Below are 25,034 nucleotides of genomic sequence, written 5' to 3' on the forward strand. Positions count from 1 at the left end.
TCCTCAGACCCCCGCGGGCGTAGCGACGTCGGACAGATCGGCCGGGGAGGCCAGATGGCCCAGTACGGCGGTGGCGGCGGCGACCTGGGGCGAGACCAGGTGCGTACGGCCGCCCTTGCCCTGCCGGCCCTCGAAGTTGCGGTTGGAGGTGGACGCGGAGCGCTCACCGGGCGCCAGTTGGTCGGGGTTCATGCCCAGACACATCGAGCAGCCCGCGTGCCGCCATTCGGCGCCGGACTCCTTGAAGACCTTGTCCAGGCCCTCCTCGACGGCCTGCAGGGCGACCCGGACCGAGCCGGGAACGACCAGCATCCGCACTCCGTCGGCGACCTTGCGGCCCTCCAGGAGGGCGGCGGCGTTGCGCAGGTCCTCGATGCGGCCGTTGGTGCAGGAGCCTACGAAGACGGTGTCGACCTTGATGTCGCGCAGCGGCTGTCCGGCAGTCAACCCCATGTATTCCAGGGCCTTTTCGGCGGCCAGGCGCTCCGAAGCGTCTTCGTACGAAGCCGGGTCGGGGACGTTCGCCGAAAGCGGCGCGCCCTGGCCGGGGTTGGTGCCCCAGGTGACGAACGGCGCCAGGGAGGCGGCGTCGATGACGACCTCGGCGTCGAAGACCGCGTCCTCGTCGGACTTCAGGGTCTTCCAGTACGCGACGGCGGCGTCCCAGTCCTCGCCCTCGGGGGCGTGGGCGCGGCCCTGCAGGTAGCCGAAGGTGGTCTCGTCGGGGGCGATCATGCCCGCGCGGGCGCCGGCCTCGATCGACATGTTGCAGATGGTCATCCGGGCCTCCATCGAGAGCTTCTCGATGGCGGAGCCGCGGTACTCCAGGATGTAGCCCTGGCCGCCGCCGGTGCCGATCTTGGCGATGATCGCCAGGATCAGGTCCTTGGCGGTGACGTCCTCGGGCAGCTCGCCGTCGACCGTGATGGCCATGGTCTTGGGGCGGGCCAGCGGCAGCGTCTGGGTGGCCAGGACGTGCTCGACCTGGCTGGTGCCGATGCCGAACGCCAGCGCACCGAAGGCGCCGTGCGTGGAGGTGTGCGAGTCGCCGCAGACCACGGTGGTGCCGGGCTGGGTCAGGCCCAGCTGCGGTCCCACGACGTGGACGACGCCCTGCTCGACGTCGCCCAGCGGGTGCAGACGGACACCGAACTCGGCGCAGTTCTTGCGCAGGGTCTCCAACTGCGCGCGGGAGACCGGGTCGGCGATCGGCTTGTCGATGTCGATGGTCGGGGTGTTGTGGTCCTCGGTGGCGATGGTGAGGTCGAGGCGCCGCACCTGCCGGCCGTTCTGACGCAGACCGTCGAACGCCTGGGGGCTGGTCACCTCGTGCAGCAGGTGCAGATCGATGAAGAGGAGGTCGGGCTCGCCCTCGGCGCGCCGGACGACATGGTCGTCCCAGACCTTCTCCGCGAGTGTCCTACCCATCGCTTTCCCTCCGGCCGGCGTGATCGCCGGCACAACTAGAGACCCGTTTCGCGAGCCGTTGTGCGGCCGCCCCACCAGAGTGACAAGTTCCCAGGAAAATTGAACTTGCGTTTCACAGAGTGAGACGTGAATATCGTTGCATGGACAACTCTAGCGGCGTGGGTGTTCTCGACAAGGCAGCCCTTGTCCTGAGCGCCCTGGAGTCCGGTCCGGCCACCCTCGCAGGTCTGGTCGCGGCGACGGGACTCGCACGACCCACGGCACATCGCCTCGCCGTGGCACTGGAACACCACCGGATGGTGGCGCGCGACATGCAGGGCCGGTTCATCCTCGGACCGCGCCTGGCGGAGCTCGCCGCCGCGGCCGGTGAGGACCGCCTGCTCGCCACGGCGGGCCCGGTACTGACGCATCTGCGCGATGTCACCGGCGAGAGCGCTCAGCTCTACCGGCGCCAGGGCGACATGCGCATCTGTGTCGCGGCCGCCGAGCGCCTTTCCGGCCTTCGGGACACCGTCCCGGTCGGCTCGACGCTGACGATGAAGGCCGGCTCCTCGGCGCAGATCCTGATGGCCTGGGAGGAGCCCGAGCGGCTGCACCGCGGTCTTCAGGGCGCCCGCTTCACGGCGACGGCCCTCTCGGGCGTACGGCGCCGCGGCTGGGCCCAGTCGATCGGCGAGCGCGAGCCGGGCGTGGCGTCCGTCTCGGCGCCCGTGCGCGGCCCGTCGAACCGTGTGGTGGCGGCCGTGTCGGTCTCCGGCCCGATCGAGCGCCTGACGCGCCACCCGGGCCGTATGCACGCCCAGGCGGTCATCGACGCGGCCGCCCGCCTCTCCGAGGCGCTCCGCCGCAACGGCTGACGCGTCTCATCTCTCTCCTGCCCGTACGTACATCCCGGCCCACCGCTTCAACGCCGCAGCGGTGGGCCGGAGTTGTGTGTTCGGACCGGAACAGCGAAGAAGCCCTTCCCCGAAGGGAAGGGCTTCTTCGTTTGGTACCCCCGACCGGATTCGAACCGGCGCTACCGCCTTGAGAGGGCGGCGTGCTAGGCCGCTACACAACGGGGGCCTTGCGGATGCGATCCGCGTACGGTGCAGATGAGCTCTGCGAGCTGGCCTACCAGGACTCGAACCTAGAATGACGGTACCAGAAACCGTAGTGTTGCCAATTACACCATAGGCCATGGTGGTTTAAACCAGTACCCCCGACCGGATTCGAACCGGCGCTACCGCCTTGAGAGGGCGGCGTGCTAGGCCGCTACACAACGGGGGCCCTAGCGATCCTGCATCGGGTTCACCGGGTGCGACCCAGGTGATCCCGCGGGAAGGATCTGTACCCCCGACCGGATTCGAACCGGCGCTACTGCCTTGAGAGGGCAGCGTGCTAGGCCGCTACACAACGGGGGCTTTGCGGATGAGATCCGCGTACGATGCAGATGAGCTCTGCGAGCTGGCCTACCAGGACTCGAACCTAGACTAACGGAACCAGAAACCGTCGTGCTGCCAATTACACCATAGGCCACCAAAACGCGACCCCCCGCGAAGGGGATCTTGTTCGGGTTGTGCTCCGGTGGGTTTTGGCCTTTCGGCTTGCTCCCCTCGGCGCAGGAAGAACATTACCTGAAGGTGTCCGGCGCTCCAAAACGGGTATCCCCGCGCAGCAGTCCGGGCAGCTGGGCGAGGCCGGTGATGCGGGTCAGCTCGGGTCGACCGCCGGTGCCGGCCCGGTCCAGCCAGATGCCCCGGAGGCCGGCACCCTCCGCGCCCAGGGCGTCGATGTCCGGCTGGTCGCCGACGTACGCCACCTCGGCGGGGGCCAGGCCGAGGGCGTCGCAGGCGGCGTGGAAGGCCTCGGCGGCGGGCTTGGCCACCCCGAGTTCCGCCGCGCAGACGACGGCCTCGAAGCGGTCCCGTACGCCGAGCACGCGGAGCTTGCGGTCCTGGTTGTGGATCGAGGAGTTCGACAGGACGGCGTGACGGTAGTCACCCGCGAGCAGGTCGAGCACAGGGAGCGCGTCGGGGAAGAGCTCCCAGGCCGCCTCGTAGTGCGCGAGATACCGCCCGAACCAGGCGTCGGCCTCGGCTGCGGTCAGCCCGGGCGCGGCGAGGAAGTCCCGCACCCGCTCGCGCCGCTGGTCCAGGAAGTCCACCCCGCCGGCCTCGAAGCGCCGCCAGTGCACGACGGTGAGTTCCTGCCAACGACTCAGGGCCTGGCCGACGGAGTCGAACCCGTCCACCAGGCCCTCGGCCTCGAGATGGTCGCGCATGCCGGCCAGGTCGGCACGGGAGTAGTCGAAGAGCGTGTCGTCCACGTCCCACAGGACCGCGCGGATGGTCATGGGACCGAATCTACTCGGGTCCGTTCACCACCGGAGCAGGTCCATCGAATGCCGGCCGATCCACTCGGCGAAGGTCAGGGGCCGGTCCTCCAGCGTCAGCGGCAGGATCAGGTCGCAGGTGGCCCGGCTGTCGAACCACATCGTTCCCCGGTACGGGCCGGTGACGACGAGCAGGGTGGAGAAGCCGCAGCCGTGCTCCGCGATGCAGACGGTGCCCGACGTCTTGTGGTCCTGCAGGACTCCGTACTCGTCGTCCCAGGCCTTCCAGGCCGCCTGGTGGCTCGCGACGTCGGGGTAGTCCTCCTCCCGCGGCTCGCGATCGTCCAGCTCGTTCTCGCGCTCCACGTAGGAGTCGGGGTGGGGAAAGGGGGTGGTGAGCAGGTGGAGGTCGGTGCGGGTGTCCCCCTCCCAGCCCCAGCCGGACGCCGTGCGGTGGAGACGGTTCGGCTGACCGCCGGCGCTGTGCAGGAGGAGGTGGTGCCGGTACTCCTCCGGGAACGTGATCCCCAGCTGCCGCTCCGCCTCGGCGACCTCCGCCTCGGACAACGGCGGCGGGGCGTCCGGGGACCCGAACCGCTGCCACCTCGGGCAGCACTTCGCCCTGGCTCGCTCGGCCCGGATCAGGCGCTTGCAGATCTCCGTCCAGTCGATCGTCATGCGGACGAGCGTAGGCCCGGCGGTTTCGGCGGGGACGCCGGAGGGGCGGCGACCGCGATGGTCACCGCCCCTCCGGTCGTACGAACCGCTACGCGGCCAGCTTCGCCAGCGTCGCGTCGATGCGGGCCAGGCTCTTCTCCTTGCCCAGGATCTCCATGGACTCGAAGAGGGGCAGGCCGATCGTGCGGCCGGTGACGGCGACGCGGACCGGGGCCTGGGCCTTGCCGAGCTTCAGGCCGTGCTCCTCACCGGCGGCCAGGACGGCGTTCTTGAGCGACTCGGGGTCGTTCCAGTCGGCCGACTCCAGCTTGGCGCGGGCGGTGGTCAGGAGGGCCGCGGGCTCGCCCTTCATGGCCTTGTCCCACGAGGGCTGGTCGAAGACCGGCTCGGGAAGGAAGAGGAAGTCCACGTTGGCCGTGATGTCCGAGAGGACCGTGAGGCGGGTCTGGGCGTGCGGGGCGATCCGCTCCCAGGCCGCCGCGTCGAAGTCCTCCGGCGCCCAGTTGGCGTGCGGGGCCTGGAGCCAGGGCTCGCAGGCCGTGGCGAAGGCCTTCACGTCCAGCATGCGGATGTGGTCGGCGTTGATCGACTCGGCCTTCTTCAGGTCGAAGCGCGCCGGGTTCGCGTTGACGTCGGCGATGTCGAACTTCTCGACCATCTGCTCGATGGTGAAGATGTCCTGGTCCGCCGAGAACGACCAGCCCAGGAGGGAGAGGTAGTTCAGGAGGCCCTCGCGCAGGAAGCCGCGCTCCCGGTAGAGGTTGAGGGAGGCCTGCGGGTCACGCTTGGAGAGCTTCTTGTTGCCCTCGCCCATCACGTACGGCAGGTGGCCGAAGGAGGGGATCTCCTTGGCGACGCCCAGCTCGATCAGCGCCTTGTAGAGCGCGATCTGGCGCGGGGTGGAGGAGAGCAGGTCCTCGCCGCGCAGGACGTGGGTGATCTCCATCAGGGCGTCGTCGACCGGGTTGACCAGGGTGTACAGCGGGGCGCCGTTGGCGCGCACGATGCCGTAGTCCGGGACGTTGTCCGGGGTGAAGGTGAGCTCGCCGCGGACGAGGTCGGTGAAGGTGATCGGCTCGTCGGGCATCCGGAAGCGGACGATCGACTCGCGGCCCTCGGCGCGGTAGCGCTCGATGCGCTCGGCGCTCAGGTTGCGGCAGGTGCCGTCGTAACCGGAGGGCTTGCCGGCCAGGCGGGCCGCGTCACGGCGGACCTCCAGCTCCACGGCGGTGCAGAAGCAGTGGTACGCGTACCCGCCGGCGAGCAGCCGCTCGGCGACGTCCTTGTAGATGTCCATCCGCTGCGACTGGCGGTACGGCTCGTGGGGGCCGCCGATCTCCGGGCCCTCGTCCCAGTCGAGACCGAGCCAGCGCATCGAGTCGAGCAGCTGCTGGTACGACTCCTCGGAGTCGCGGGCCGCGTCGGTGTCCTCGATGCGGAAGACCATGGTGCCCTGGTTGTGCCGGGCGAAGGCCCAGTTGAAGAGGGCGGTGCGGACCAGACCCACGTGGGGGTTGCCGGTCGGGGAGGGACAGAAACGTACGCGGATCGCGTTAGCCACGCTTGATCACCTTGTTGGTGAGAGTGCCGATGCCTTCGATGGTGACGGCGACCTCGTCGCCGACGTTGAGGGGGCCGACCCCGGCCGGAGTGCCGGTGAGGATGACGTCGCCGGGGAGCAGCGTCATGGCCTCGGTGATGTGGACGACCAGGTCCTCGATGGAGCGGATCATGTCGCTCGTGCGGCCGAGCTGGCGCTGTTCGCCGTTGACCGTGGCCTGGATGGTGAGGTCGCTCGGGTCGAGCTCCGTCTCCACCCAGGGGCCCAGCGGGCAGCTCGTGTCGAAGCCCTTCGCGCGGGCCCACTGCTTCTCGCGCTGCTGCGCGTCGCGGGCGGTGACGTCGTTGGCGCAGGTGTAGCCGAAGACGACGTCCTTGACCCGCTCGCGCGGGACCTCGCGGCACATGCGGCCGATGACCACGGCCAGCTCGGCCTCGTGGTGCAGTTCGTTCGAGAAGGAGGGGTACTCGATGGCGTCGCCGGGGCCGATCACGGACGTGGTCGGCTTGAAGAAGGCGACCGGGACGTCGGGGACCTCGTTGCCGAGTTCGGCGGCGTGCTCCGCGTAGTTGCGGCCGATGGCCACGATCTTGTTGGGGAGCACGGGCGGCAGGAGCCGTACCTTGCTGACCGGGACCTTGGTGCCGCTCAGCTCGAAGTCGGTGTACGGGATGCCCTTGATGATGTCGAGGACGAGGCCGCCGGACTCGACGGTTCCCTCGCCCTCGACGGCGCCGAAGGCGACATTGCCGTCGATGGAGAATCTGGCGATGCGCACGAGTGCTGTCGCCCCTCACTTGGGTCACTGGCTGGAGTCTGACGCTCCAGGCTAACGCGGCAAGGGGCGGCCGCCGGCGTATTACTGTGCGGGCTGCCCTACAGCGCGGGCTGCGCCGCCTCGGGGGCGGTCATCAGGACCGTGCGGCGGGGGTTGGCCGTCTGCGTGGGGAGATCGAGCGCGTGCTCCGGCTGCGCGCCGCGGCCGAGCTGCTCGGCGTCCTCGAGGTGGGCGAGGGTGGTGCGGCGGGGGTTGGCCGTGGAGCGGAGCAGCATCGTCGTCTTCATCGGGCGCCTTTACAGAGCGGATGGTTTGTAAAGCGTCAGGCTAAACGTCTCCTTCCCTTCGAATGCATGGGGGAGACAACGATCCGGGTGTGAGTTTGCTCACCAATGCGGTGACAATCCCGGCATTACGGACTGCCATTCGAGGTCACGGAATCGGACAATGCACCACTGAATGCTGCATTCCGCTCCTGATCATGGCGACTGGGACACCAGCACTGCATGACTCTTTGGAGGTAATAAGTCCGATTCCTCCATGATCATCTTCTACATGGGGTGACATGCTGTGCACGAATTGTCATGCGACCCGTGCGCGGACACGTGGCCCTTGTTGGAGATCGAGCACTGTGCTGGAATTCCACGCACCGCCGCGGTTTGGAGCCGGCGCGCAGGGGGCGCAACGCAGCGCCGGGTGAGCGGCGGGGAAGGGGGAACTGCGCCGGTCATCGACGACCACCACGGGGGCGCATTCGCGCCCCGAGACGCCGACACCGTCCACTCCGTTCACGCGGAAGGACGCCTGGTCCAGAGGTTGCGACGCTAGTGCAGGGACGATTCAAGAGGGACAGCGCTGCTGCCGAGCAGGAGCCTCGCGCCGGGACCGACCGCGCCCAGAACCCGAACCAGGGTCCGGCCGGCGAAGGCGGTGACGGAGCCACGCGCAACGGCACCGCGAACGCCTCCTCCGAGTCCACCGCCCCGGCCGCCAAGAAGAAGCCCCGGGCCGAGAACGAGGTCGGGCCTCGAATAGCCCTGCGCAACTGGCGCATCTCCACGCGCCTGGTCGCGCTGCTGACCCTCCCCGTGGTCGCGGCGACCAGCCTCGGCGGCATCCGCATCAGCGAGTCGCTCCAGGACATGGAGCAGCTCGACCACATGCAGCTGCTCACCAAGCTGACCGAAGAGGCGACCGACCTCGCCAAGGCCCTCCAGAACGAGCGTGACCTCTCCGCAGGACCGCTGTCCAACGGCAAGTCGGCCAACGACTACCAGGTCTCCAGCAAGCGCAAGAACACCGACCGGGCCCAGAAGGCGTTCATGGACGCCACCGCGGAGATCCCGGCCACCGAGGGCGACGAGGCGCTGCAGAGCATCCGCCAGAACGTCAGCCAGATCGCCTCCCAGGTCGTCCAGATCGGCGGCATCCGCCAGGAGGCGTACAAGAGCGGCGTCGCCAAGTCGGTGACGGTCGAGGCGTACAGCCGGCTCATCCGCTCGCTGCTCAGCCTCTCCCAGGACATGGCGCAGGCGACCAGCAACCCCGAGATGATCAAGCGGACCCGGGCCCTCGCGGCCTTCTCGTCCGCCAAGGAGTACGCCTCCGTCCAGCAGGCGATCATCGCCGCGGCCCTCCCGTCGAACGACAGCCGAGCCGGCAAGCTGGAGCCGGGCGACCGTCTCTACGGCTACGCGGCCCAGCAGGGCGAGAAGGTCCAGCTCAAGCAGTTCCAGACGATCTTCGAGTCGGCGGGCGGCGACGCCGACTCCCTGACGTCCACGCTGACCACCGGCAACCCGTCGATCGACGCCGCCGACAAGTACGCGGACCGCGTGCTGTCCATCGACTCCGGCATGGCCGACCGCATCCCCCGCGGTCACCTGAACTTCACCGACGAGTACGGCACCAAGATCCAGGCCATGACCGTCATCGAGGCCGACCTCCTCGACAAGATGGAGACCAAGGCCCGTGAGCTGCGCGCCGAGTCGCAGCGCGAAGCGATCATCAACGGTGCGCTGATCCTGCTCGTCCTCGGCGTCTCGCTCGTCGGCGCCTTCGTCGTGGCCCGGTCCATGATCCGCTCGCTGCGCCGGCTCCAGGACACCGCGACCAAGGTCGCCCAGGACCGACTGCCCGAGCTCGTCAAGCAGCTCTCCGAGTCGGACCCGCAGGACGTCGACACCTCCGTCGAGTCCGTCGGTGTGCACTCCCGGGACGAGATCGGCCAGGTGGCCGCGGCCTTCGACGACGTGCACCGCGAGGCCGTCCGCCTCGCCGCCGAGCAGGCCCTTCTCCGGGGCAACGTCAACGCGATGTTCACCAACCTCTCGCGCCGCTCCCAGGGCCTCATCCAGCGTCAGCTCTCGCTCATCTCCGAGCTGGAGTCCCGCGAGGCCGACCCGGACCAGCTCTCCTCGCTCTTCAAGCTCGACCACCTCGCGACCCGCATGCGCCGTAACGGCGAGAACCTCCTCGTCCTCGCGGGTGAGGAGCCGGGCCGCCGGTGGACCCGGCCGGTCCCGCTGGTCGACGTGCTCCGTGCCGCCGCCTCCGAGGTGGAGCAGTACGAGCGCATCGAACTGGCCGCCGTGCCCGCGACCGAGGTCGCCGGACGCGTCGTCAACGACCTCGTGCACCTCCTGGCCGAGCTGCTCGAGAACGCCACCTCGTTCTCCTCGCCGCAGACCAAGGTCCGCGTCACCGGTCACGCGCTGCCCGACGGCCGCGTGCTCGTCGAGATCCACGACACCGGCATCGGCCTCTCCCCCGAGGACCTCGCCGCGATCAACGAGCGGCTCGCCTCGCCGCCCACCGTGGACGTCTCCGTCTCCCGCCGCATGGGTCTGTTCGTGGTCGGCCGCCTGTCCCTGCGACACGGCATCCGCATCCAGCTGCGCCCCTCGGACTCCGGCGGCACCACCGCGCTCGTCATGCTCCCGGTCGACGTCGCCCACGGCGGCAAGAAGCCCGCGCCCAAGCCGGGCGCCGGTGGCCAGGGCGCCATGGGCCAGGCTCCGTCCGCTCCCGGTGGCCGCCTGACCGGTGGTCCCGGTTCGGCCGGCGGCCCCGGAACCGGTGCCCGTCCGGGCCTCGGCGGCGCTCCGACGGGGTCGGCCGCAGGCCGGCTCGCCGCCGGAGCCGGTGCCGCCCGCGGTCAGGTCGGCGCGGGCAGCGGTCCGCGCGCGGCGCTGCCCGGCCGGGACGGCGCACCGCGCCAGAACGGTCCGCAGGACCGGGCGCCGGGCCAAGCCCCGCAGCAGCAGCCCCAGCCTCAGAACGCGCAGAACTCCCAGACCGCGCAGATGCCGCAGATCTCCCCGGATCCGCAGCAGCAGCGGCCGGGCCTCGGCGCCGGCGGCTTCGGCGGCGCGCAGAGCGCCATCCCGTCCCGTACGGACGTCTGGGGCGGCCAGGGCAACCAGGGCCAGAACAGCCAGGGTCGGCAGAACCAGGGCCAGCAGGGCCCGGGCAACCAGGCCCCGCAGGGCGACCGTCCCGCTCAGGGTGGTTTCCCGCGCGCCGAGCTGCCCGGGAGCAACCCGCAGCAGCAGCGCCCGCAGTCCACGAGCTGGGGCAACGAGCAGGCGCAGCCGGTCCGCCGCCCGCAGCAGGACATGACGCCGCTGGACGCCCCGCGCGGCCACGAGGAGCCGGAGACCACGGGCCAGTTCGCCCGTCCGACGGCGCCTCAGGGCCCGGGCTCCACGGGCCAGTTCCCGCGCCCCGACTTCGGTCAGCAGCAGCCGCAGCAGGCCCCGCAGGCGTACCAGCCCGGACCGCAGGACCCGGCGTCCACCGCCCAGTTCGCGCGCCCGGACTTCGGTCAGCAGCAGCAGCCCCAGCAGCCGTACCAGCAGCAGCCGCAGCCGGCTCCGCGTCAGCGCGGCGGCAACGACTACGGCGCGCCGCGCCCGGCCGGGAACCTGCCCCAGCAGCCGCAGCAGCCCCAGCTCCAGCAGCCCCGTCAGCCCGAGGCGCTGCCGCCGGCCGGTAACTCGGCCGACGCGCGGACCCCGCTGTACGACACGCTGGAGACCAACTGGTTCAACCAGAGCCAGGGCGGCCACGGCCAGCAGGCGCCGCAGGCCGCGCCGCAGCAGCCGCAGCAGTCCCAGCAGCCCGCTCCCCCGGCCCCGCGTCGCCCCGCCCCGCAGCAGCAGGGCGGCGGCACCGGTACCGGTGGCGGCCAGCAGCCGGCCGGGCCCGCCTCCTGGCGGACCTCGCCCAACGACGAGTTGGTGCGCCAGGCCGAGCGGGTCCGTAAGCCGGCGGCCGGAGGGATCACCACCTCCGGACTGCCCAAGCGCGTACCCCGCGCCAACCTCGTACCCGGGACCGCCCAGGAGCAGGCCCACACGGCCGGCCCCCAGGTCTCGCGTGCGCCCGATGACGTCCGTGGCCGGCTCACCAACCTGCGCCGCGGCATCCAGCAGGGCCGTCAGGCGGGCAACTCCACCACGGGTACCTTCCACACCGGCCCCACCCACCAGCAGGAGCACTAGTTGAGCGCGATGAGCCAGGCGGCGCAGAATCTGAACTGGTTGATCACCAACTTCGTGGACAACACCCCCGGGGTGTCCCACACGGTGGTGGTCTCCGCCGACGGTCTGCTCCTTGCCATGTCCGAAGGCTTCCCCCGCGACCGCGCCGACCAGCTGGCGGCTGTCGCGTCCGGACTGACCTCGCTGACCGCGGGAGCGTCCCGGATCTTCGAGGGCGGACCCGTCGCCCAGACGGTCGTGGAGATGGAGCGCGGCTTCCTCTTCCTGATGTCGGTCTCCGACGGTTCGTCGCTGGCCGTGCTCGCGCACCCGGAGTGCGACATCGGCCTGGTGGGCTACGAGATGACGCTGCTGGTCGACCGGGCCGGCAGTGTCCTCACCCCGGATCTCCGTGCGGAGCTCCAGGGCAGCCTGCTGCACTAGCCCCGTACCGTTGCACGTAGTGACAGGGCGGTACGCCCCTCCGTACCGCCCTGGGCACCAGAAACCGTCCGGCCGCCCCACCCGGCCCCCCACCGGCCCCATCGCACGGCATGACCTCGTGCCGTCACGCCCGGAGGATTCATGACCCCGCCCCCCGCCTCTCACGATCCGTACGGCGCCTCCCTCGACGAGTCGTACGGACATGAGGGCGACCAGCCGCTGGTCCGGCCCTACGCCATGACCGGCGGCCGGACCCGGCCGAGGTACCAACTCGCCATAGAGGCCCTGGTCAGCACCACGGCCGACCCGGCGCATCTCGCCACTCTGCTTCCCGAGCACCAGCGGATCTGCCACCTGTGCCGAGAGGTCAAGTCGGTGGCGGAGGTGTCGGCGCTCCTGTCGATGCCGCTCGGTGTGGCCCGGATCCTCGTCGCCGACCTGGCGGAGGCGGGCATGGTGGCCATCCACCAGCCGGGCAACGGAGAGGCCGGCGGCACGCCGGACGTGACACTGCTCGAAAGGGTGCTCAGTGGACTTCGCAAGCTCTAGCGGCGGTGCCGCCCGGTCGACCACCAGCGCGAAGATCGTGGTGGCGGGTGGCTTCGGCGTGGGCAAGACCACGTTCGTCGGCGCCGTGTCCGAGATCAACCCGCTGCGTACCGAGGCCGTGATGACCTCGGCCTCGGCCGGGATCGACGACCTCACGCACACCGGGGACAAGACCACCACGACGGTGGCGATGGACTTCGGCCGTATCACCCTGGACCAGGACCTGATCCTGTACCTCTTCGGTACGCCGGGTCAGGACCGCTTCTGGTTCATGTGGGACGACCTCGTGCGCGGCGCCATCGGCGCCATCGTCCTGGTCGACACCCGCCGTCTCGCCGACTGCTTCCCGGCGGTCGACTACTTCGAGAACAGCGGCCTGCCGTTCGTCGTCGCGCTGAACGGGTTCGAGGGCCACCAGCCGTACAACCCGGAGGAGGTCCGCGAGGCCCTCCAGATCGGCCCGGACACGCCGATCATCACCACCGACGCCCGCCACCGCGCGGACGCCAAGAGCGCGCTGATCACGCTCGTGGAGCACGCGTTGATGGCACGACTCAAGTAGGGACACGCGTACGGAAGTTGTCGTACGCCCTTCGGGAGGCGGCCTGTGTCCTTTGCCACGGTCCGCCTCCCCCTTCATAACGTTTCGAATGAGAATTGCGGCGCCTCGGCCACCCGACGCATCCGATCGGTACCACAGCGCTCACCTGAGCCCCGCCTTTTGGCGGGGCTCGTTCTTTATGCCCGTTTTATCTGGGCGGTTGGCCGTTGAAAACCGAAGCTCAGGGCTGTTTGGAAGGGAGCCCTTTCACGTGCTGCAATTCATGAACTCCCGAGTAGTACGGCCCTGAACGAAACACCGGCACAACGTAGGTGCCGACGCCGAGAGGTTGTTGGTCGAGTGAGGCGAAGCAAGGAAAGCTCCGCGGAGCAGCAGGCGCGGGGCAACTTCACGCCGCCGGCACGCATGGTGACGGCGCCCGCCGAGGTGCCCGTGACGCCCCCGGCCCCCAGCGGCAAGGGGAGCTCCAGCAAGCTGTCCCCGCGCAACTGGCGGGTACCGACCAAGCTGAACGCGATCCTCCTCATACCCGTGCTCGTCGGCCTGGTCATGGGCGGCTTCCAGGTGAACGGGGCGATCAACACCTGGCAGGAGGCGCAGAACGCCGAGAAGACGGCGCTGATCGTGCGCGCCGCCTCGGAGTACAGCCAGGCGCTGCTCGACGAGCGTGACCTGACCGCCGCTCCCCTGCTGACGGCCAAGTCCGCCGAGGACCGCAAGAGCGACGAGGTGACGAAGGCGTACGCCGCCACCGACGCCGCCAAGGTCAAGTTCGACGAGGCCATCAAGAACATGCCGGAGGGCGAGGGCCTCGAGCGCCGCCTGCGGCTGTTCCAGGACGAGGAGCCCAAGCTCGAGCAGCTCCGGAAGGTCGCGTACACCACGGCCCTCGACCCGGTGAACACCCAGCTCGGCTACACCGGCGTCCAGCACTACCTGATGGAGTTCTCCAACGAGCTCGGTCTCGGCACGACCAACGTGACCGCCTACGGCCGTACGCTCTACGCCATCCAGCTCGCCAAGGGCGCCGCGTCGCTCCAGCGCTCGATCGGCACCCAGCTCCTGGTCCGGCCCAGCAAGACGGACGCGGTCTTCGCCCAGCAGTCGGTGGCGCTGAACTCGTACAACTACCTGGAGCAGATCGCCCTCGGCGAGTACAACTCCGGCGGTACCCAGGCGGACGTGGACCGGCTGAAGCAGGTCATGGCCGGCAAGGCCGCCGAGGGTGAGAAGAAGATGCAGGCGGCCGGCATCACCCTGCCCAAGGGCCCCGACGGCTCCGTCTTCACCGGAATGGCCAAGGAGATCGGCTCCGCCAAGGACGCCGACGCGATCGCGGACCTTCAGAAGAAGGGCATCACGTCCGACACCTGGCTGGCCGTGGCGACCGGCAAGTTCGACGGCTACACCGAGATCGAGAAGGAGCTCGTCGACAAGGCCGTGGCCGAGGCCGCCGACATCTCCTCGGACGCCCAGACCGACGCCTACGTCACCGGTGGCATCACCGTCGTCGCGCTCCTCGCCGCCTTCATCCTCGCCGGGATGATGGCCCGGCAGATGAGCCGCTCGATGCGCGAGCTGCGCACCGCCGCCTTCGCCGTCGCCGAGCAGCGCCTGCCGATGCTCGTCGACCAGCTCTCCCGGACCGAGCCGGGCCGGGTGGACACCCGTGTCCAGCCGATCCCGATCGACACCCAGGACGAGATCGGCGAGGTCGCCCGCGCCTTCGACCAGGTCCACCGCGAGGCCGTCCGGCTCGCCGCCGAGCAGGCCATGCTCCGGGGCAACGTCAACGCGATCTTCACCAACCTCTCGCGCCGCAACCAGTCGCTGATCGAGGGCCAGCTGACCCTCATCACCGACCTGGAGAACAACGAGGCCGACCCGGACCAGCTGGAGAACCTCTTCAAGCTGGACCACCTGGCCACCCGTATGCGCCGCAACGGCGAGAACCTCCTGGTCCTCGCCGGCGAGGAGCCGGGCCGCCGCTGGGACCAGCCGGTCCCCCTGGTCGACGTCATGCGCGCCGCCTCCTCCGAGGTGGAGCAGTACGAGCGCATCGAGCTGGCCGGTGTCCCGGAGGCCGAGATCCACGGCCAGGCCGTGACCGACCTCGTGCACCTGCTCGCCGAGCTCCTGGAGAACGCCACCACGTTCTCCTCCCCGCAGACCAAGGTCCGCGTCACCGCGACCCGGCTGCCCGACGGCCGCGTGATGGTCGAGATCCACGACAAGGGCATCGGCCTCACCGCCGAGGACTTCGCGGACATCAACCACAAGCTGGCCAACCCGCCGACCGTGGACGCCGCCGTCTCGCAGCGCATGGGCCTGTTCGTGGTCGGCCGTCTGGCCGACCGGCACGGCATCCGCGTCCAGCTGCGCCCCTCGGGCGAGCAGGCCGGTACGACCTCGCTCGTCATGCTGCCGGACGCGATCACCCACGGTGGTGGCGGCGAGCAGCTGCCCGAGAACGACTTCACGGTCTCGCAGATCATCCCGCACCAGCAGCAGCACGCCTTCGAGCCGGTGCAGCCGCAGATGCGGACCGCCGCGGAGCTCGGCTTCGACGACTCCCGCTACGAGCAGCCCACGGACGACCGCCAGCTCGACCCGGTGAACCGTTCGCTGCAGCGCGAGGAGCGCCGAGCGGCCCTGGAGTCACAGGCGCACGGCGGTGAGCGTCCGCTGTTCCGTGACGAGGTCGACCCCGCGCACCAGGGCTACGCGCCCCAGGAGCAGGAGTACGGCCAGCAGGACTACGGGCAGCAGCAGGAGTACGGGCAGCAGGGTCAGGAGTACGCCCAGGAGTACGCGGGCGACTACGGCCAGCCCCAGCAGGCCCAGCAGCACGACGGTTACGACTACTCCCAGCAGGGCTACGACGGCTACGGCCAGCCCGTCGGCGGCTACTCCGAGAACGGCTATGCGGAATCCGGTTACCCGGATCGTGAGGCCGACCAGGGGGCGTACCAGCACGGCTACGAGCCCCAGGGCCAGCAAGCCGAGTGGCCCGGTCAGGGCGCGTATCAGGGCGGCTACGAGCAGAGCTACGGAGCGGAAGCGGAATCTGTTCCCAGCGCTCCCGAACCGGCCGCCGAACGCGTAGGCTTCGACCGTCCGGGTTCGACTCCGAACCCCACCCCGGACGCCGGCCACGCGCTGACCGACGCCGGTCTGCCGCGCCGCGGCAGCACCGCCGGGCAGGGCCCGCAGCCCACGCGGCAGACGGCCCAGCAGCCGGTGCAGCCTCCGGTCCAGGAGACGGCGCAGGCCCGGCAGAACGAAGCCGACGGTTCCGACGAATGGCGCTCGACGAACGACGAGCGCTGGCAGCGGGCCGAGAAGCTCCGCGACCCGAAGGCCGGCGGGGTCACCTCCTCCGGACTTCCGAAGCGGGTTCCCAAGGCCAATCTGGTCGAGGGCACGGCGGAGCAGACCCCGCAGGGCGGCCCTCAGGTCTCCCGATCCCCCGAGGACGTCCGGGGCAGGTTGAGCAACCTGCGCCGCGGTGTCCAGCAGGGACGCAGCGCGGGAACGGACACGAACGGATCGGGCCTCGGCCCGGGCAGTACCTACAACCAGGAGCGTTAGTGTGAGCATGAGCCAGGCGGCGCAGAATCTGAACTGGTTGATCACCAACTTCGTGGACAACACCCCCGGGGTGTCCCACACGGTGGTGGTCTCCGCCGACGGACTCCTGCTGGCGATGTCCGAGGGGTTCCCCCGGGACCGTGCCGACCAGCTGGCGGCCGTCGCCTCCGGGCTGACCTCGCTGACCGCGGGCGCGTCCCGCATCTTCGAGGGCGGCGCGGTCAACCAGACCGTCGTGGAGATGGAGCGCGGCTTCCTCTTCATCATGTCGATCTCGGACGGCTCCTCGCTGGCCGTGCTCGCGCACCCGGAGGCCGACATCGGTCTCGTGGGCTACGAGATGGCTCTGCTGGTCGACCGTGCGGGCAGTGTCCTGACTCCTGACCTCCGGGCGGAACTTCAGGGAAGTCTTCTCAACTAACAGACAGACAGTGCGTTTCACGCCACCGCACCGTAAGGTGCGGTGGCGCGGCTCCACAGGGACATGGACCGCGAGGCAGTCGGAGGAGGAGACGTGGGGACACCCCCGGGCGGACACCCGTACAACGGTTTTGACGCGCACGCGCAGGCAGACGGCACGGCGCAGAACCGGTTCAACTTCCCCTCTGCCCCCAGCAGACAGGGCGTCCAGCAGTCCTACCAGCACCCGCAGGCGCAGCAGCAGCCGACGGGTGGGCCCGCTGCCCAGCGGAACCCGGGCGGCGCGCGCGGTGGCCAGAGCGGGAGCGGGAACCACAACCCGCTCGTGCGCCCTTACGCCATGACCGGCGGCCGGACCCGGCCGCGATACCAGCTCGCCATCGAGGCGCTGGTCAGTACGACGGCCGATCCGGCCCGGCTGCAGGGGCAGTTGCCCGAGCACCAGCGGATCTGCCGACTGTGCTTCGAGATCAAGTCGGTCGCCGAGATCTCGGCACTTCTCTCCATTCCCCTCGGCGTAGCCCGGATTCTCGTCGCCGACCTGGCGGAGGCCGGACTTGTCGCCATCCACCAGCCCGGCGGCGACGAGGCCGCCGGCGGTCAGCCAGACGTGACACTGCTCGAAAGGGTGCTCAGTGGACTTCGCAAGCTCTAGCGGCGGCGCGGCCCGTTCAACCACCAGCGCGAAGATCGTGGTGGCGGGTGGCTTCGGCGTGGGCAAGACCACGTTCGTCGGCGCCGTCTCGGAGATCAACCCGCTGCGTACCGAGGCCGTCATGACGTCTGCGTCCGCGGGCATCGACGACCTCACGCACACCGGCGACAAGACGACGACGACTGTCGCGATGGACTTCGGCCGTATCACCCTGGACCAGGACCTGATCCTGTACCTCTTCGGTACGCCGGGTCAGGACCGCTTCTGGTTCATGTGGGACGACCTCGTGCGCGGCGCCATCGGCGCCGTCGTCCTGGTCGACACGCGCCGTCTCGCCGACTGCTTCCCCGCGGTCGACTACTTCGAGAACAGCGGCCTGCCGTTCGTCATCGCGCTCAACGGGTTCGACGGCCACCAGCCGTACAACCCGGAGGAGGTCCGCGAGGCCCTCCAGATCGGCCCGGACACGCCGATCATCACCACCGACGCCCGCCACCGCGCGGACGCCAAGAGCGCGCTGATCACGCTCGTGGAGCACGCGCTGATGGCCCGCCTGCGGTAGGCCTCCGCCGGTCAGCCCGTACGAAAGGGCCCGCCGCACCGTTCAGGTGCTGCGGGCCCTTCGTCGTACCCAGAACGGGGCGGCGGTACGACGGGACCGTTCGAACCGGTCGGCCGTACGGCGAAGGCCCCGTCTCCGGGTGGAGACGGGGCCTTCGTCGTGCTGCGGGTCAGCGCCAGCTGTGCGGGGCGCGGAAGCCGTTCTCGCGCTCCAGGCGGCGCCAGCCGGCCGTGGAGCGGCCGGACGGCGTGGAGTCGTCCGCGGGCTGGGCGGCGGCGCGGGCGAGGAGGACGGCGGTGATCGCGGCCAGCTCCTCGGGGTCGGCGTGGCCCTTCTCGACACGGAGAAGGTTGGCTGTGGCAGGCGTGGTCACTTGGGTGGGCTCCTCTTACTGAGGCGGGTTGCCGTGCTTGCGGGACGGCAGGTCGGCGTGCTTGGTGCGGAGCATGGCGAGGGACCTGATGAGGACCTCCCGCGTCTCTACGGGGTCGATCACGTCGTCGACCAGTCCGCGCTCCGCCGCGTAGTAGGGGTGCATCAGCTCGGCCTTGTACTCCTTGACCATGCGCGTCCGCATGGCGTCGGAGTCCTCGGCCTCGGCGATCTGCTTGCGGAAGATGACGTTGGCGGCACCTTCGGCGCCCATCACCGCAATCTCGTTGGTCGGCCAGGCGTACGTCAGGTCGGCGCCGATGGACTGGGAGTCCATGACGATGTAGGCGCCGCCGTACGCCTTGCGCAGGATCAGGCTGATCCGGGGCACGGTCGCGTTGCAGTACGCGTACAGCAGCTTCGCGCCGTGGCGGATGATTCCACCGTGCTCCTGGTCGACGCCGGGCAGGAAGCCGGGCACGTCCAAAAGGGTGACGATCGGGATATTGAAAGCATCGCACATCTGGACGAAACGGGCGGCCTTCTCCGAGGCCTCGATGTCCAGGACGCCCGCGAGGGACTGCGGCTGGTTGGCGACGATGCCGACGACCTGGCCGTCGAGACGGGCCAGGGCGCAGATGATGTTGCGGGCCCAGCGCTCGTGGATCTCGAGGTAGTCGCCTTCGTCGACGAGCTCCTCGATCACCTTGTGCATGTCGTACGGGCGGTTGCCGTCGGCCGGGACCAGGTCGAGCAGGACCTCCGAGCGGCGGTCCGCCGGGTCCTCGGAGGCCACGGTCGGCGGGTTCTCGCGGTTGTTCTGCGGCAGCATCGACAGGAGGTAGCGCACCTCGGCGATGCAGGTCTCCTCGTCGTCGTACGCGAAGTGCGCGACGCCGCTGGTCTCGGCGTGCACGTCCGCGCCGCCGAGGCCGTTCTGGGTGATCTCCTCGCCGGTGACCGCCTTGACGACGTCCGGTCCGGTGATGAACATCTGCGAGGTCTCACGGACCATGAAGACGAAGTCCGTGAGGGCCGGGCTGTAGGCGGCGCCGCCGGCGCACGGGCCGAGCATCACCGAGATCTGCGGGATGACGCCCGAGGCGCGGGTGTTGCGCTGGAAGATGCCGCCGTAACCGGCGAGGGCGGAGACGCCCTCCTGGATACGGGCGCCGGCGCCGTCGTTGAGGGAGACCAGCGGCGCACCGGACGCGATGGCCATGTCCATGATCTTGTGGATCTTGGTGGCGTGGGCCTCGCCGAGGGCGCCGCCGAAGATCCGGAAGTCGTGCGCGTAGACGAAGACCGTACGGCCCTCGACCGTGCCCCAGCCGGTGATGACACCGTCGGTGTACGGCTTCTTGGCCTCCAGGCCGAAGCCCTGCGCGCGGTGCCGGCGCAGCTGCTCGACCTCGTTGAAGGAACCGGCGTCGAGCAGCAGCTCGATGCGCTCGCGAGCGGTGAGCTTGCCCTTGGCGTGCTGCGCCTCGGTCGCCCGCTCGCTCGGCCCGCGCCGGGCCTCCTCGCGCAGGGCGTGCAGCTCGGCCACACGGCCTCGGGCGTCGGTCGGCTCGCTCGGGATCTGGTCCACAACGGTCATGTACTGACCCTACGAAGTCGACCAAGGAAATCCCGCCGTCGACTCCGTACAGTCTCCTGAGCCGAATCCTGGTGGAGTAGGACAGAACCGGGATCGATACGGACCGAGTCGACAGCCCGAGGGCCCTTCTCTTTGTGGGTTCTCCACATAGGCGTGGGCGGTGGACGTCGGGCGCCCCACCGTACCCGTACAGGTGCGGTGGGGCGCTCTTCGCCCACTGTCCGGTCAGCCGGCGCAGTGGAAGCGCGCGTTCCCCCAGTCCGCGTGGTCATTGCCGTTGCCGTCTCCGCCGTCGCCCGCCACCAGCTCGACGTAGGCGGCTCCGGTGACGTCGGCGGTGAGCGACCAGGCCGGGTCCGTCGCCTTCAGGACCGGGGACGCGACCTTCTCCGTACCGTCGGCGAGGACGCTGAAGCTGACCGTCCCGCGCGTGGTCTGGACGTCGTCCACGCCCACCTCGGCGGTGAAGGAGGTGCACTTCCCGCCCAGGTAGTAGCGGACCTTGGCCGGGGCGTGGGTGCCCAGGCCCTTCGCGTACGTCACGCCGCCGATCTTGAGCGGGGAGCCGTCGCCGGTGCCGGTCTCTCCGTTGGAGCCGTCGCGTTCGACCGGCCCCCAGCCGTTCGTTGCCGAGGTCCACTCCAGGTCGCTCGCCCAGCTGTCGGCGGTGGGCGCCGGGGGCAGCGTGCGGACCGTGGTGGCGGCGGTCAGCTTCCGCGCCTCTCCCCCGACGGTGTACGTGAGCGTGGAGCCGAGGGCGTACGGCTCGTGGGCGGCGTCCGCCGGCGGTGTGACCTGCCAGGTCGCGGTCGCCTTGGCGCCTGCGGCGACCGTGCCGAGGGCCACCGGGGCGGCCGGTTCGGCGGTCCAGCCCGCGGGCAGCTCCAGGGCGGCCGAGGCACCGGAGACGGCGGCGCTCTCGTCGTTGGTGAAGGTGGCGGTGACCTGGTTCGGACGGCCCGGCTCCAGGGTCTCCGGGGCGGCCAGGGCGAGCGTGCCGCAGGCGGCCTTCTCGGGCGCGGGGCCGAGGTCGGTGACGGTGAAGCCGTCGAGCACGAAGTCGGCGCCGTCGGGGGCGTCGGCGCGCTTGCGCAGCCCGGTCCAGGTGTCGCCGCAGCCGGCGGTCACGGTCTCGGAGAAGTGCCCGGTGGTGCGCTGCCGGCCGAGCGGCGTACGGCGGGTCTCCACCGAGGTCCCGTCCGCACGGTCGTAGCCGGTGACCCACTCGTAGGCGCCCGCGTGGCTGGACTGGTGGTCGTATGCGATCCGGTAGCTGTGCCCGTCCTTCATCGGGACCGTCCAGGGCGCGGTGCGGTAGACCAGACCACTGTTCTCGTCGTGCGACTTCAGCGACTCGGCGCCGCCGACGACGTCGTCGACGAGCTTTCCGTTCCAGCCGGACTGGGTGTACGGGGCGTGGAGCTGCGCGATGTGGGTGCGGGGGTCGGTCGTACCGCCGGAGTCGCCTTTGAGGAAGGGGCCCCAGCCCTGGTCGACGGCCTCGAAGTCCTCGTACACGAGGGCGCCGGGCTTGGTGGCCGGGTTGTTCGCGACGATCCGGACGTCGTCGATCCGGACGGTGGCGTCGGAGCCGATCGCGGCCTGGACCTTGAGGGTGGTGGAGCCGCCTGCGGGCGCGGTGAAGGTGACCTTGGCGCGCTGGAGGCGGGTGCCGTTCCAGTCGGAGGCGGCGACCCGGTCCTCGACGGCCGAGCGCTCCACGGTGACGGAACTCCCGCCGATGGAGAGCGTGGTCGGGCGGGTCTTCCCGGGCTCGACCTCGATCAGCGCGGAGGCGCTGTAGCGGGTGCCGGGGGTGAGGCCGGTGATCCGCTGCTGGACGGAGGCGGCGGCGGAGCCGGTGAGCGCGGCGCTGTTGCGGCCCTGGTCGTCGGTGTCACGGGCGACCGTGCCGGTCTTGGACCAGGCCCGCAGCCGCTCGTCGTTGAAGCCGGGGTCGTCGACCGGGGTGCCCTGGCCCCAGCGCGGGTCGCGGGGCTCGGGGGCGCGGTCGGGATAGAGGACGTAGGGCTGACCGGCGACGGCGTCGAGCGTGATCGTCCCGTCGACCGGCCGGACGGTCGCGGTCTTCACGCGGCCGTTGTCGGTGAGCTTGTGGACGGTGTACGAGCGGGCGCCGGCGGGGACCGCCCAGGTCGTCCGCCCGCCGCTCCTGTTGTAGTGGTACAGCTTCTTCCCGCCGTCCCAGGGCAGGAGGTAGTTTTCGCCGTCGAGGACCTTGCGGCCGTTCTCGTAGAACGCGCGGCGGCCGTCCTCGACGGTGCCGCGGACCCCGCCGGTGAAGGTGAGGTCGTTGCCGTTCCAGCGGGTGATCCGCTGCTGCTGGAGGTACTTGGCGGGCAGGTTCTTCTGCCAGATGTTGGCGTAGAAGTGGTTCCAGTCGGTCTCGCCGGTCCAGCCCTCGAAGTCCTCCAGGGCGGTCTGGCCGAGGACCGGGTGGTTGTTCCAGACGTCCTTCTCGCCGTTGCGGATGAAGCGGACGATCTGGGAGTTGAGGCCCTTGTTGGTGGCGCCGCCGTAGTTCAGGTCGTTGGCCCAGTGGGACCAGAGCGAGGCCCGCTCGAACTTCTCCGACCACTCGGTGGCGACGTTCCAGCCCTGCCCCTGCACGGCCTGCATCGTCTTGTCGGCGATCCAGCCGTGCGTGTAGTAGACGTCGATGTAGAGCATCGACAGGTTCGAGTCGGTCTCGTCGCGGAGCTGCTGGAAGCGGCGGGCGAGGTCGCCGCTGTTGATGTCCCGGCGCTGGTCGATGTAGTAGCTCTGGTTGAGCCAGTTCCAGCCCGGCTTGGTCTTGTCGACGAGCGTCTCGCTGAAGTTCTTGGCCTCGGGGTACGACTCGGTGGCGTTGACGTGGACGCCGAAGCCCGCGCCCCACTTCCTGCCCTCCTTCAGGAGGGTGTTGAGGTCGGCGAGGCCGCCGGCGCGCTTGTTGTAGTTGCCGCCGTAGTCGGGGTGCGCGGAGTCGTGGCCCTCGGAGCCGTACCCCTTGAGCAGCGCGAACTGGCCGAGTCCGTCGGTGGCCAGCGAGATCCGCTTGACGTCGTCGAGAGTGCGCAGGAAGGGGTGGGTGGCGTTGGAGGCGAAGTTGAACGGGATGTGGGCGATCACCCGGTCCGGGGTCGCGTCGCTGCCCGGGGCCTTGATCCCGATGGCGGGGAAGGCGAGCGCGCCGTCCTGCCAGTCGGTCCTCCCGTCGGCGTTGGCGTCGGGGGTGACGACGACTTTGGCCCAGGGGAGGTTCGCGCCGCTCTCGGGGGCGGGGGCGCCCTCGCCCCGGTAGGTCCACTGGCCCGACCAGACGCCGACGCGGGTCTCGGTGCCGTTCTTGCGGGCCTGGTGCCAGAAGCGGGCGCCGTCGCGGGCGCTCTGGCCGGAGGGCTTGTCGTACGAGGAGTTGGACTCGACGGCTGCGGCGAGGGAGCCGGTGTTGACGATCGCGTAGCTCGCGCCGGTGGCGGCGGCCTCGGCGGGAGTGGCGTCGGTGATGTCGGCGAAGACGTCGGCGGTACGGGTGGAGTCCGGGTCGAGCCGGGTGAAGGCGGTCTCGGCGCCGGCGTCGGAGGAGCCGACGGAGACCAGGTCGTGGCCGGGTATGTCGATCGTGCCGACGCGGAAGGCCTCGGTGTCGCGGACGGCGGTGACCTTGAAGGTGGTGGCCCGGCCGCTGACGCTCAGGCGCGCGTCGATCTCGACGCCCGGCAGGTCCGGGAAGGCCAGGGTGTACGCGGCGGAGGTGCCGGTCAGGACGGGGGCGCCGATGACGCGGACGGCGTGGGCGGTGCCGTTGAGGACGACCTGGGTGACCGGGGCCGTACTGCCGAGGAGGCGGGCGCCGGTGGCGCGGTCCGTGTACGAGAGGACGCGCGGGAAGTCCTGGGCGACGGCGACGGAGAGCCGGTCGGAGCGGATGAGGCTCTCGGCGGTGGCGTCCGCGACGCTCTCCTCCTGCGCGAGGGCAGGTCCGGACAGGGCGAACACGGCGGACGACGCTGCGGCGAGCGCGCAGGCGGCACGGATTCTTCGCGACTTGGGGAGGGGCATGGGGACTAGTTGGGCCCGTGCGGCGAGCACCGTCAACGAGATCGCGGCCCGGGGGCCCTGGCAGTCCAAGAACGGCGTGCGGTTAGTCCAAGCGAGTGGACATCTCGCGGATCCCCACCAGAGATGTTGAAAGTTGAACGGAATAGCGCTACGGTAGTTCTCGTTGAAGGTTCAACGAACTGGAAACCGGGTCCGGACCCCCTCCGGCACCCCTCCGGAACTCCGTCCCCCAAGGAGCACGTCATGGGCATCTTCGGCCGCAAGACCAACGACACCGCCGTCGCCGTCGCCACCCTCCCCGTCGACCCGGCGCTGGCCGGCCTGACCGGTCAGTACACGATCGACCCGGCGCACAGCAGCATCGGCTTCACCGTCCGTCACGCGATGGTCACCAACGTGCGCGGCTCCTTCGCCGAGCACGAGGGCACGCTGAACCTGGACGGCTCGAACCCGGGCGCCTCCTCCGCCTCGATCGACGTCAAGATCGCCTCGATCGACACCGGCATCGGCGACCGTGACGGCCACCTGCGCAGCGGCGACTTCTTCGACGCCGAGCAGTTCCCGCTGATGACCTTCCGCTCGACGGAGGCGGCGCAGCTGGGCGGCGACAAGTACCGCCTGACCGGAGACCTGACGATCAAGGACGTCACGAAGCCGCTCTCCATCGACCTGGAGTTCAACGGCACCGCCACGGACCCCTACGGCAACGAGCGCGTCGGCTTCGAGGGCTCGGCCGAGATCCTCCGCTCCGACTGGGGCCTGACCTGGAACGCGGCGCTGGAGACCGGCGGTGTGATGGTCAGCGACAAGGTGAAGCTGAACTTCGACATCTCCGCGATCAAGGCCGCCGCCTGATCCTTCGCGGCTGAACAGCCCGTACACACGAGCGCGCCCGCCTCTCCGTTCCGACGGAGGGCGGGCGCTCGGCGTTGTGGCGGGGGCGGGCGCTCGGCTTTGGGTCGGGGGTGGGG

The 25,034-nt window shown here is 70.1% G+C and carries 19 protein-coding genes and 5 tRNA genes; 10 read left to right on the forward strand and 14 right to left on the reverse strand.

Features of this window, described 5'->3' with window-relative positions:
* Positions 1 to 3: 3 nt before the first annotated feature.
* On the reverse strand, positions 4 to 1,428 hold the full coding sequence (leuC, locus tag AB0F56_RS03460; RefSeq protein WP_362003469.1) for a 3-isopropylmalate dehydratase large subunit: 1,425 nt from the start codon (positions 1,426 to 1,428) through the stop codon (positions 4 to 6).
* Between the two features lie 140 nt (positions 1,429 to 1,568).
* Between leuC and ndgR the strand changes: the two genes are divergently transcribed.
* Entirely contained in the window at positions 1,569 to 2,285 is a 717-nt protein-coding gene (gene ndgR / locus AB0F56_RS03465) for an IclR family transcriptional regulator NdgR (RefSeq protein ID WP_005311436.1), read from the forward strand.
* Positions 2,286 to 2,417: 132 nt separating this feature from the next.
* On the opposite strand, the gene AB0F56_RS03470 is transcribed toward ndgR, so the two are convergent.
* The 10 genes from AB0F56_RS03470 to AB0F56_RS03515 form a co-directional block, all read right to left on the reverse strand.
* A tRNA-Glu gene (locus AB0F56_RS03470) sits at positions 2,418 to 2,493 on the reverse strand.
* 43 nt (positions 2,494 to 2,536) lie between these two features.
* Positions 2,537 to 2,608 (reverse strand) — tRNA-Gln (locus tag AB0F56_RS03475).
* Between the two features lie 16 nt (positions 2,609 to 2,624).
* Positions 2,625 to 2,697, reverse strand: a tRNA-Glu gene (locus AB0F56_RS03480).
* A 61-nt stretch (positions 2,698 to 2,758) separates the two neighbouring features.
* Positions 2,759 to 2,831, reverse strand: a tRNA-Glu gene (locus AB0F56_RS03485).
* 43 nt (positions 2,832 to 2,874) lie between these two features.
* Positions 2,875 to 2,946: transfer RNA gene (locus tag AB0F56_RS03490), tRNA-Gln, on the reverse strand.
* Positions 2,947 to 3,040: 94 nt separating this feature from the next.
* Positions 3,041 to 3,763: an HAD family hydrolase gene (locus AB0F56_RS03495; RefSeq protein ID WP_362003471.1), complete on the reverse strand. Its 723-nt coding sequence runs from the start codon at positions 3,761 to 3,763 to the stop codon at positions 3,041 to 3,043.
* A 24-nt stretch (positions 3,764 to 3,787) separates the two neighbouring features.
* Entirely contained in the window at positions 3,788 to 4,420 is a 633-nt protein-coding gene (locus tag AB0F56_RS03500; protein ID WP_362003473.1) for an SMI1/KNR4 family protein, read from the reverse strand.
* Between the two features lie 88 nt (positions 4,421 to 4,508).
* Positions 4,509 to 5,981: a glutamate--tRNA ligase gene (gene gltX, locus AB0F56_RS03505; RefSeq protein ID WP_362003475.1), complete on the reverse strand. Its 1,473-nt coding sequence runs from the start codon at positions 5,979 to 5,981 to the stop codon at positions 4,509 to 4,511.
* Positions 5,974 to 6,759 (reverse strand): fumarylacetoacetate hydrolase family protein, encoded by a 786-nt coding sequence (locus AB0F56_RS03510; protein ID WP_362003477.1) that lies wholly within the window; start codon positions 6,757 to 6,759, stop codon positions 5,974 to 5,976. Before AB0F56_RS03510 ends, gltX begins: the two co-directional genes overlap by 8 nt.
* A 98-nt stretch (positions 6,760 to 6,857) precedes the next feature.
* Complete coding sequence (locus tag AB0F56_RS03515) at positions 6,858 to 7,046, reverse strand: hypothetical protein (RefSeq protein ID WP_362003479.1); 189 nt, start codon at positions 7,044 to 7,046, stop codon at positions 6,858 to 6,860.
* A 540-nt stretch (positions 7,047 to 7,586) separates the two neighbouring features.
* On the opposite strand from AB0F56_RS03515, the gene AB0F56_RS03520 reads away from it, so the two are divergent.
* From AB0F56_RS03520 to AB0F56_RS03555, 8 genes are all read left to right on the forward strand, one after another.
* The gene (locus AB0F56_RS03520) at positions 7,587 to 11,264 is read left to right on the forward strand and encodes a nitrate- and nitrite sensing domain-containing protein (protein ID WP_362003481.1); all 3,678 of its coding nucleotides are present in this window, start codon (positions 7,587 to 7,589) and stop codon (positions 11,262 to 11,264) included.
* Positions 11,265 to 11,273: 9 nt separating this feature from the next.
* Positions 11,274 to 11,687: a roadblock/LC7 domain-containing protein gene (locus AB0F56_RS03525; protein WP_030325548.1), complete on the forward strand. Its 414-nt coding sequence runs from the start codon at positions 11,274 to 11,276 to the stop codon at positions 11,685 to 11,687.
* A gap of 141 nt (positions 11,688 to 11,828) precedes the next feature.
* Complete coding sequence (locus AB0F56_RS03530) at positions 11,829 to 12,236, forward strand: DUF742 domain-containing protein (RefSeq protein WP_147979834.1); 408 nt, start codon at positions 11,829 to 11,831, stop codon at positions 12,234 to 12,236.
* Positions 12,217 to 12,798: an ATP/GTP-binding protein gene (locus AB0F56_RS03535; RefSeq protein ID WP_362003483.1), complete on the forward strand. Its 582-nt coding sequence runs from the start codon at positions 12,217 to 12,219 to the stop codon at positions 12,796 to 12,798. The genes AB0F56_RS03530 and AB0F56_RS03535 overlap by 20 nt, the downstream gene beginning before the upstream one ends.
* A gap of 339 nt (positions 12,799 to 13,137) precedes the next feature.
* A complete protein-coding gene (locus tag AB0F56_RS03540) occupies positions 13,138 to 16,389 on the forward strand; it encodes a nitrate- and nitrite sensing domain-containing protein (RefSeq protein WP_362003485.1) in 3,252 nt (1,083 codons plus the stop codon).
* A 7-nt stretch (positions 16,390 to 16,396) separates the two neighbouring features.
* Positions 16,397 to 16,810 (forward strand): roadblock/LC7 domain-containing protein, encoded by a 414-nt coding sequence (locus AB0F56_RS03545; RefSeq protein ID WP_005311461.1) that lies wholly within the window; start codon positions 16,397 to 16,399, stop codon positions 16,808 to 16,810.
* A gap of 93 nt (positions 16,811 to 16,903) precedes the next feature.
* Positions 16,904 to 17,464 (forward strand): DUF742 domain-containing protein, encoded by a 561-nt coding sequence (locus AB0F56_RS03550; RefSeq protein WP_362003487.1) that lies wholly within the window; start codon positions 16,904 to 16,906, stop codon positions 17,462 to 17,464.
* Positions 17,445 to 18,026: an ATP/GTP-binding protein gene (locus tag AB0F56_RS03555; protein WP_050791473.1), complete on the forward strand. Its 582-nt coding sequence runs from the start codon at positions 17,445 to 17,447 to the stop codon at positions 18,024 to 18,026. Before AB0F56_RS03550 ends, AB0F56_RS03555 begins: the two co-directional genes overlap by 20 nt.
* A 169-nt stretch (positions 18,027 to 18,195) precedes the next feature.
* On the opposite strand, the gene AB0F56_RS03560 is transcribed toward AB0F56_RS03555, so the two are convergent.
* The 3 genes from AB0F56_RS03560 to AB0F56_RS03570 form a co-directional block, all read right to left on the reverse strand.
* Positions 18,196 to 18,399, reverse strand: coding sequence for an acyl-CoA carboxylase subunit epsilon (locus AB0F56_RS03560; protein ID WP_362003489.1), 204 nt, complete (start codon positions 18,397 to 18,399; stop codon positions 18,196 to 18,198).
* A gap of 15 nt (positions 18,400 to 18,414) precedes the next feature.
* Complete coding sequence (locus tag AB0F56_RS03565) at positions 18,415 to 19,998, reverse strand: acyl-CoA carboxylase subunit beta (protein ID WP_362003491.1); 1,584 nt, start codon at positions 19,996 to 19,998, stop codon at positions 18,415 to 18,417.
* 225 nt (positions 19,999 to 20,223) lie between these two features.
* Positions 20,224 to 24,063, reverse strand: coding sequence for an endo-alpha-N-acetylgalactosaminidase family protein (locus AB0F56_RS03570; RefSeq protein ID WP_362003493.1), 3,840 nt, complete (start codon positions 24,061 to 24,063; stop codon positions 20,224 to 20,226).
* 243 nt (positions 24,064 to 24,306) lie between these two features.
* On the opposite strand from AB0F56_RS03570, the gene AB0F56_RS03575 reads away from it, so the two are divergent.
* Positions 24,307 to 24,918: a YceI family protein gene (locus AB0F56_RS03575; RefSeq protein WP_362003495.1), complete on the forward strand. Its 612-nt coding sequence runs from the start codon at positions 24,307 to 24,309 to the stop codon at positions 24,916 to 24,918.
* Positions 24,919 to 25,034 lie beyond the last annotated feature (116 nt).

The organism is Streptomyces sp. NPDC026092, assembly GCF_040638605.1.
In the GTDB taxonomy this organism is placed as follows: Bacteria; Actinomycetota; Actinomycetes; order Streptomycetales; family Streptomycetaceae; genus Streptomyces.

Coding starts and splice junctions, on each gene's coding strand:
- AB0F56_RS03575 (WP_362003495.1), top strand. CDS start 24,307: ATGGGCATCTTCGGCCGCAAGACCAACGACACCGCCGTCGCCGTCGCC.
- AB0F56_RS03565 (WP_362003491.1), bottom strand. CDS start 19,998: ATGACCGTTGTGGACCAGATCCCGAGCGAGCCGACCGACGCCCGAGGC.
- AB0F56_RS03495 (WP_362003471.1), bottom strand. CDS start 3,763: ATGACCATCCGCGCGGTCCTGTGGGACGTGGACGACACGCTCTTCGAC.
- AB0F56_RS03530 (WP_147979834.1), top strand. CDS start 11,829: ATGACCCCGCCCCCCGCCTCTCACGATCCGTACGGCGCCTCCCTCGAC.
- AB0F56_RS03500 (WP_362003473.1), bottom strand. CDS start 4,420: ATGACGATCGACTGGACGGAGATCTGCAAGCGCCTGATCCGGGCCGAG.
- AB0F56_RS03545 (WP_005311461.1), top strand. CDS start 16,397: ATGAGCCAGGCGGCGCAGAATCTGAACTGGTTGATCACCAACTTCGTG.
- ndgR (WP_005311436.1), top strand. CDS start 1,569: ATGGACAACTCTAGCGGCGTGGGTGTTCTCGACAAGGCAGCCCTTGTC.
- leuC (WP_362003469.1), bottom strand. CDS start 1,428: ATGGGTAGGACACTCGCGGAGAAGGTCTGGGACGACCATGTCGTCCGG.
- AB0F56_RS03515 (WP_362003479.1), bottom strand. CDS start 7,046: ATGAAGACGACGATGCTGCTCCGCTCCACGGCCAACCCCCGCCGCACC.
- AB0F56_RS03525 (WP_030325548.1), top strand. CDS start 11,274: ATGAGCCAGGCGGCGCAGAATCTGAACTGGTTGATCACCAACTTCGTG.
- AB0F56_RS03570 (WP_362003493.1), bottom strand. CDS start 24,063: ATGCCCCTCCCCAAGTCGCGAAGAATCCGTGCCGCCTGCGCGCTCGCC.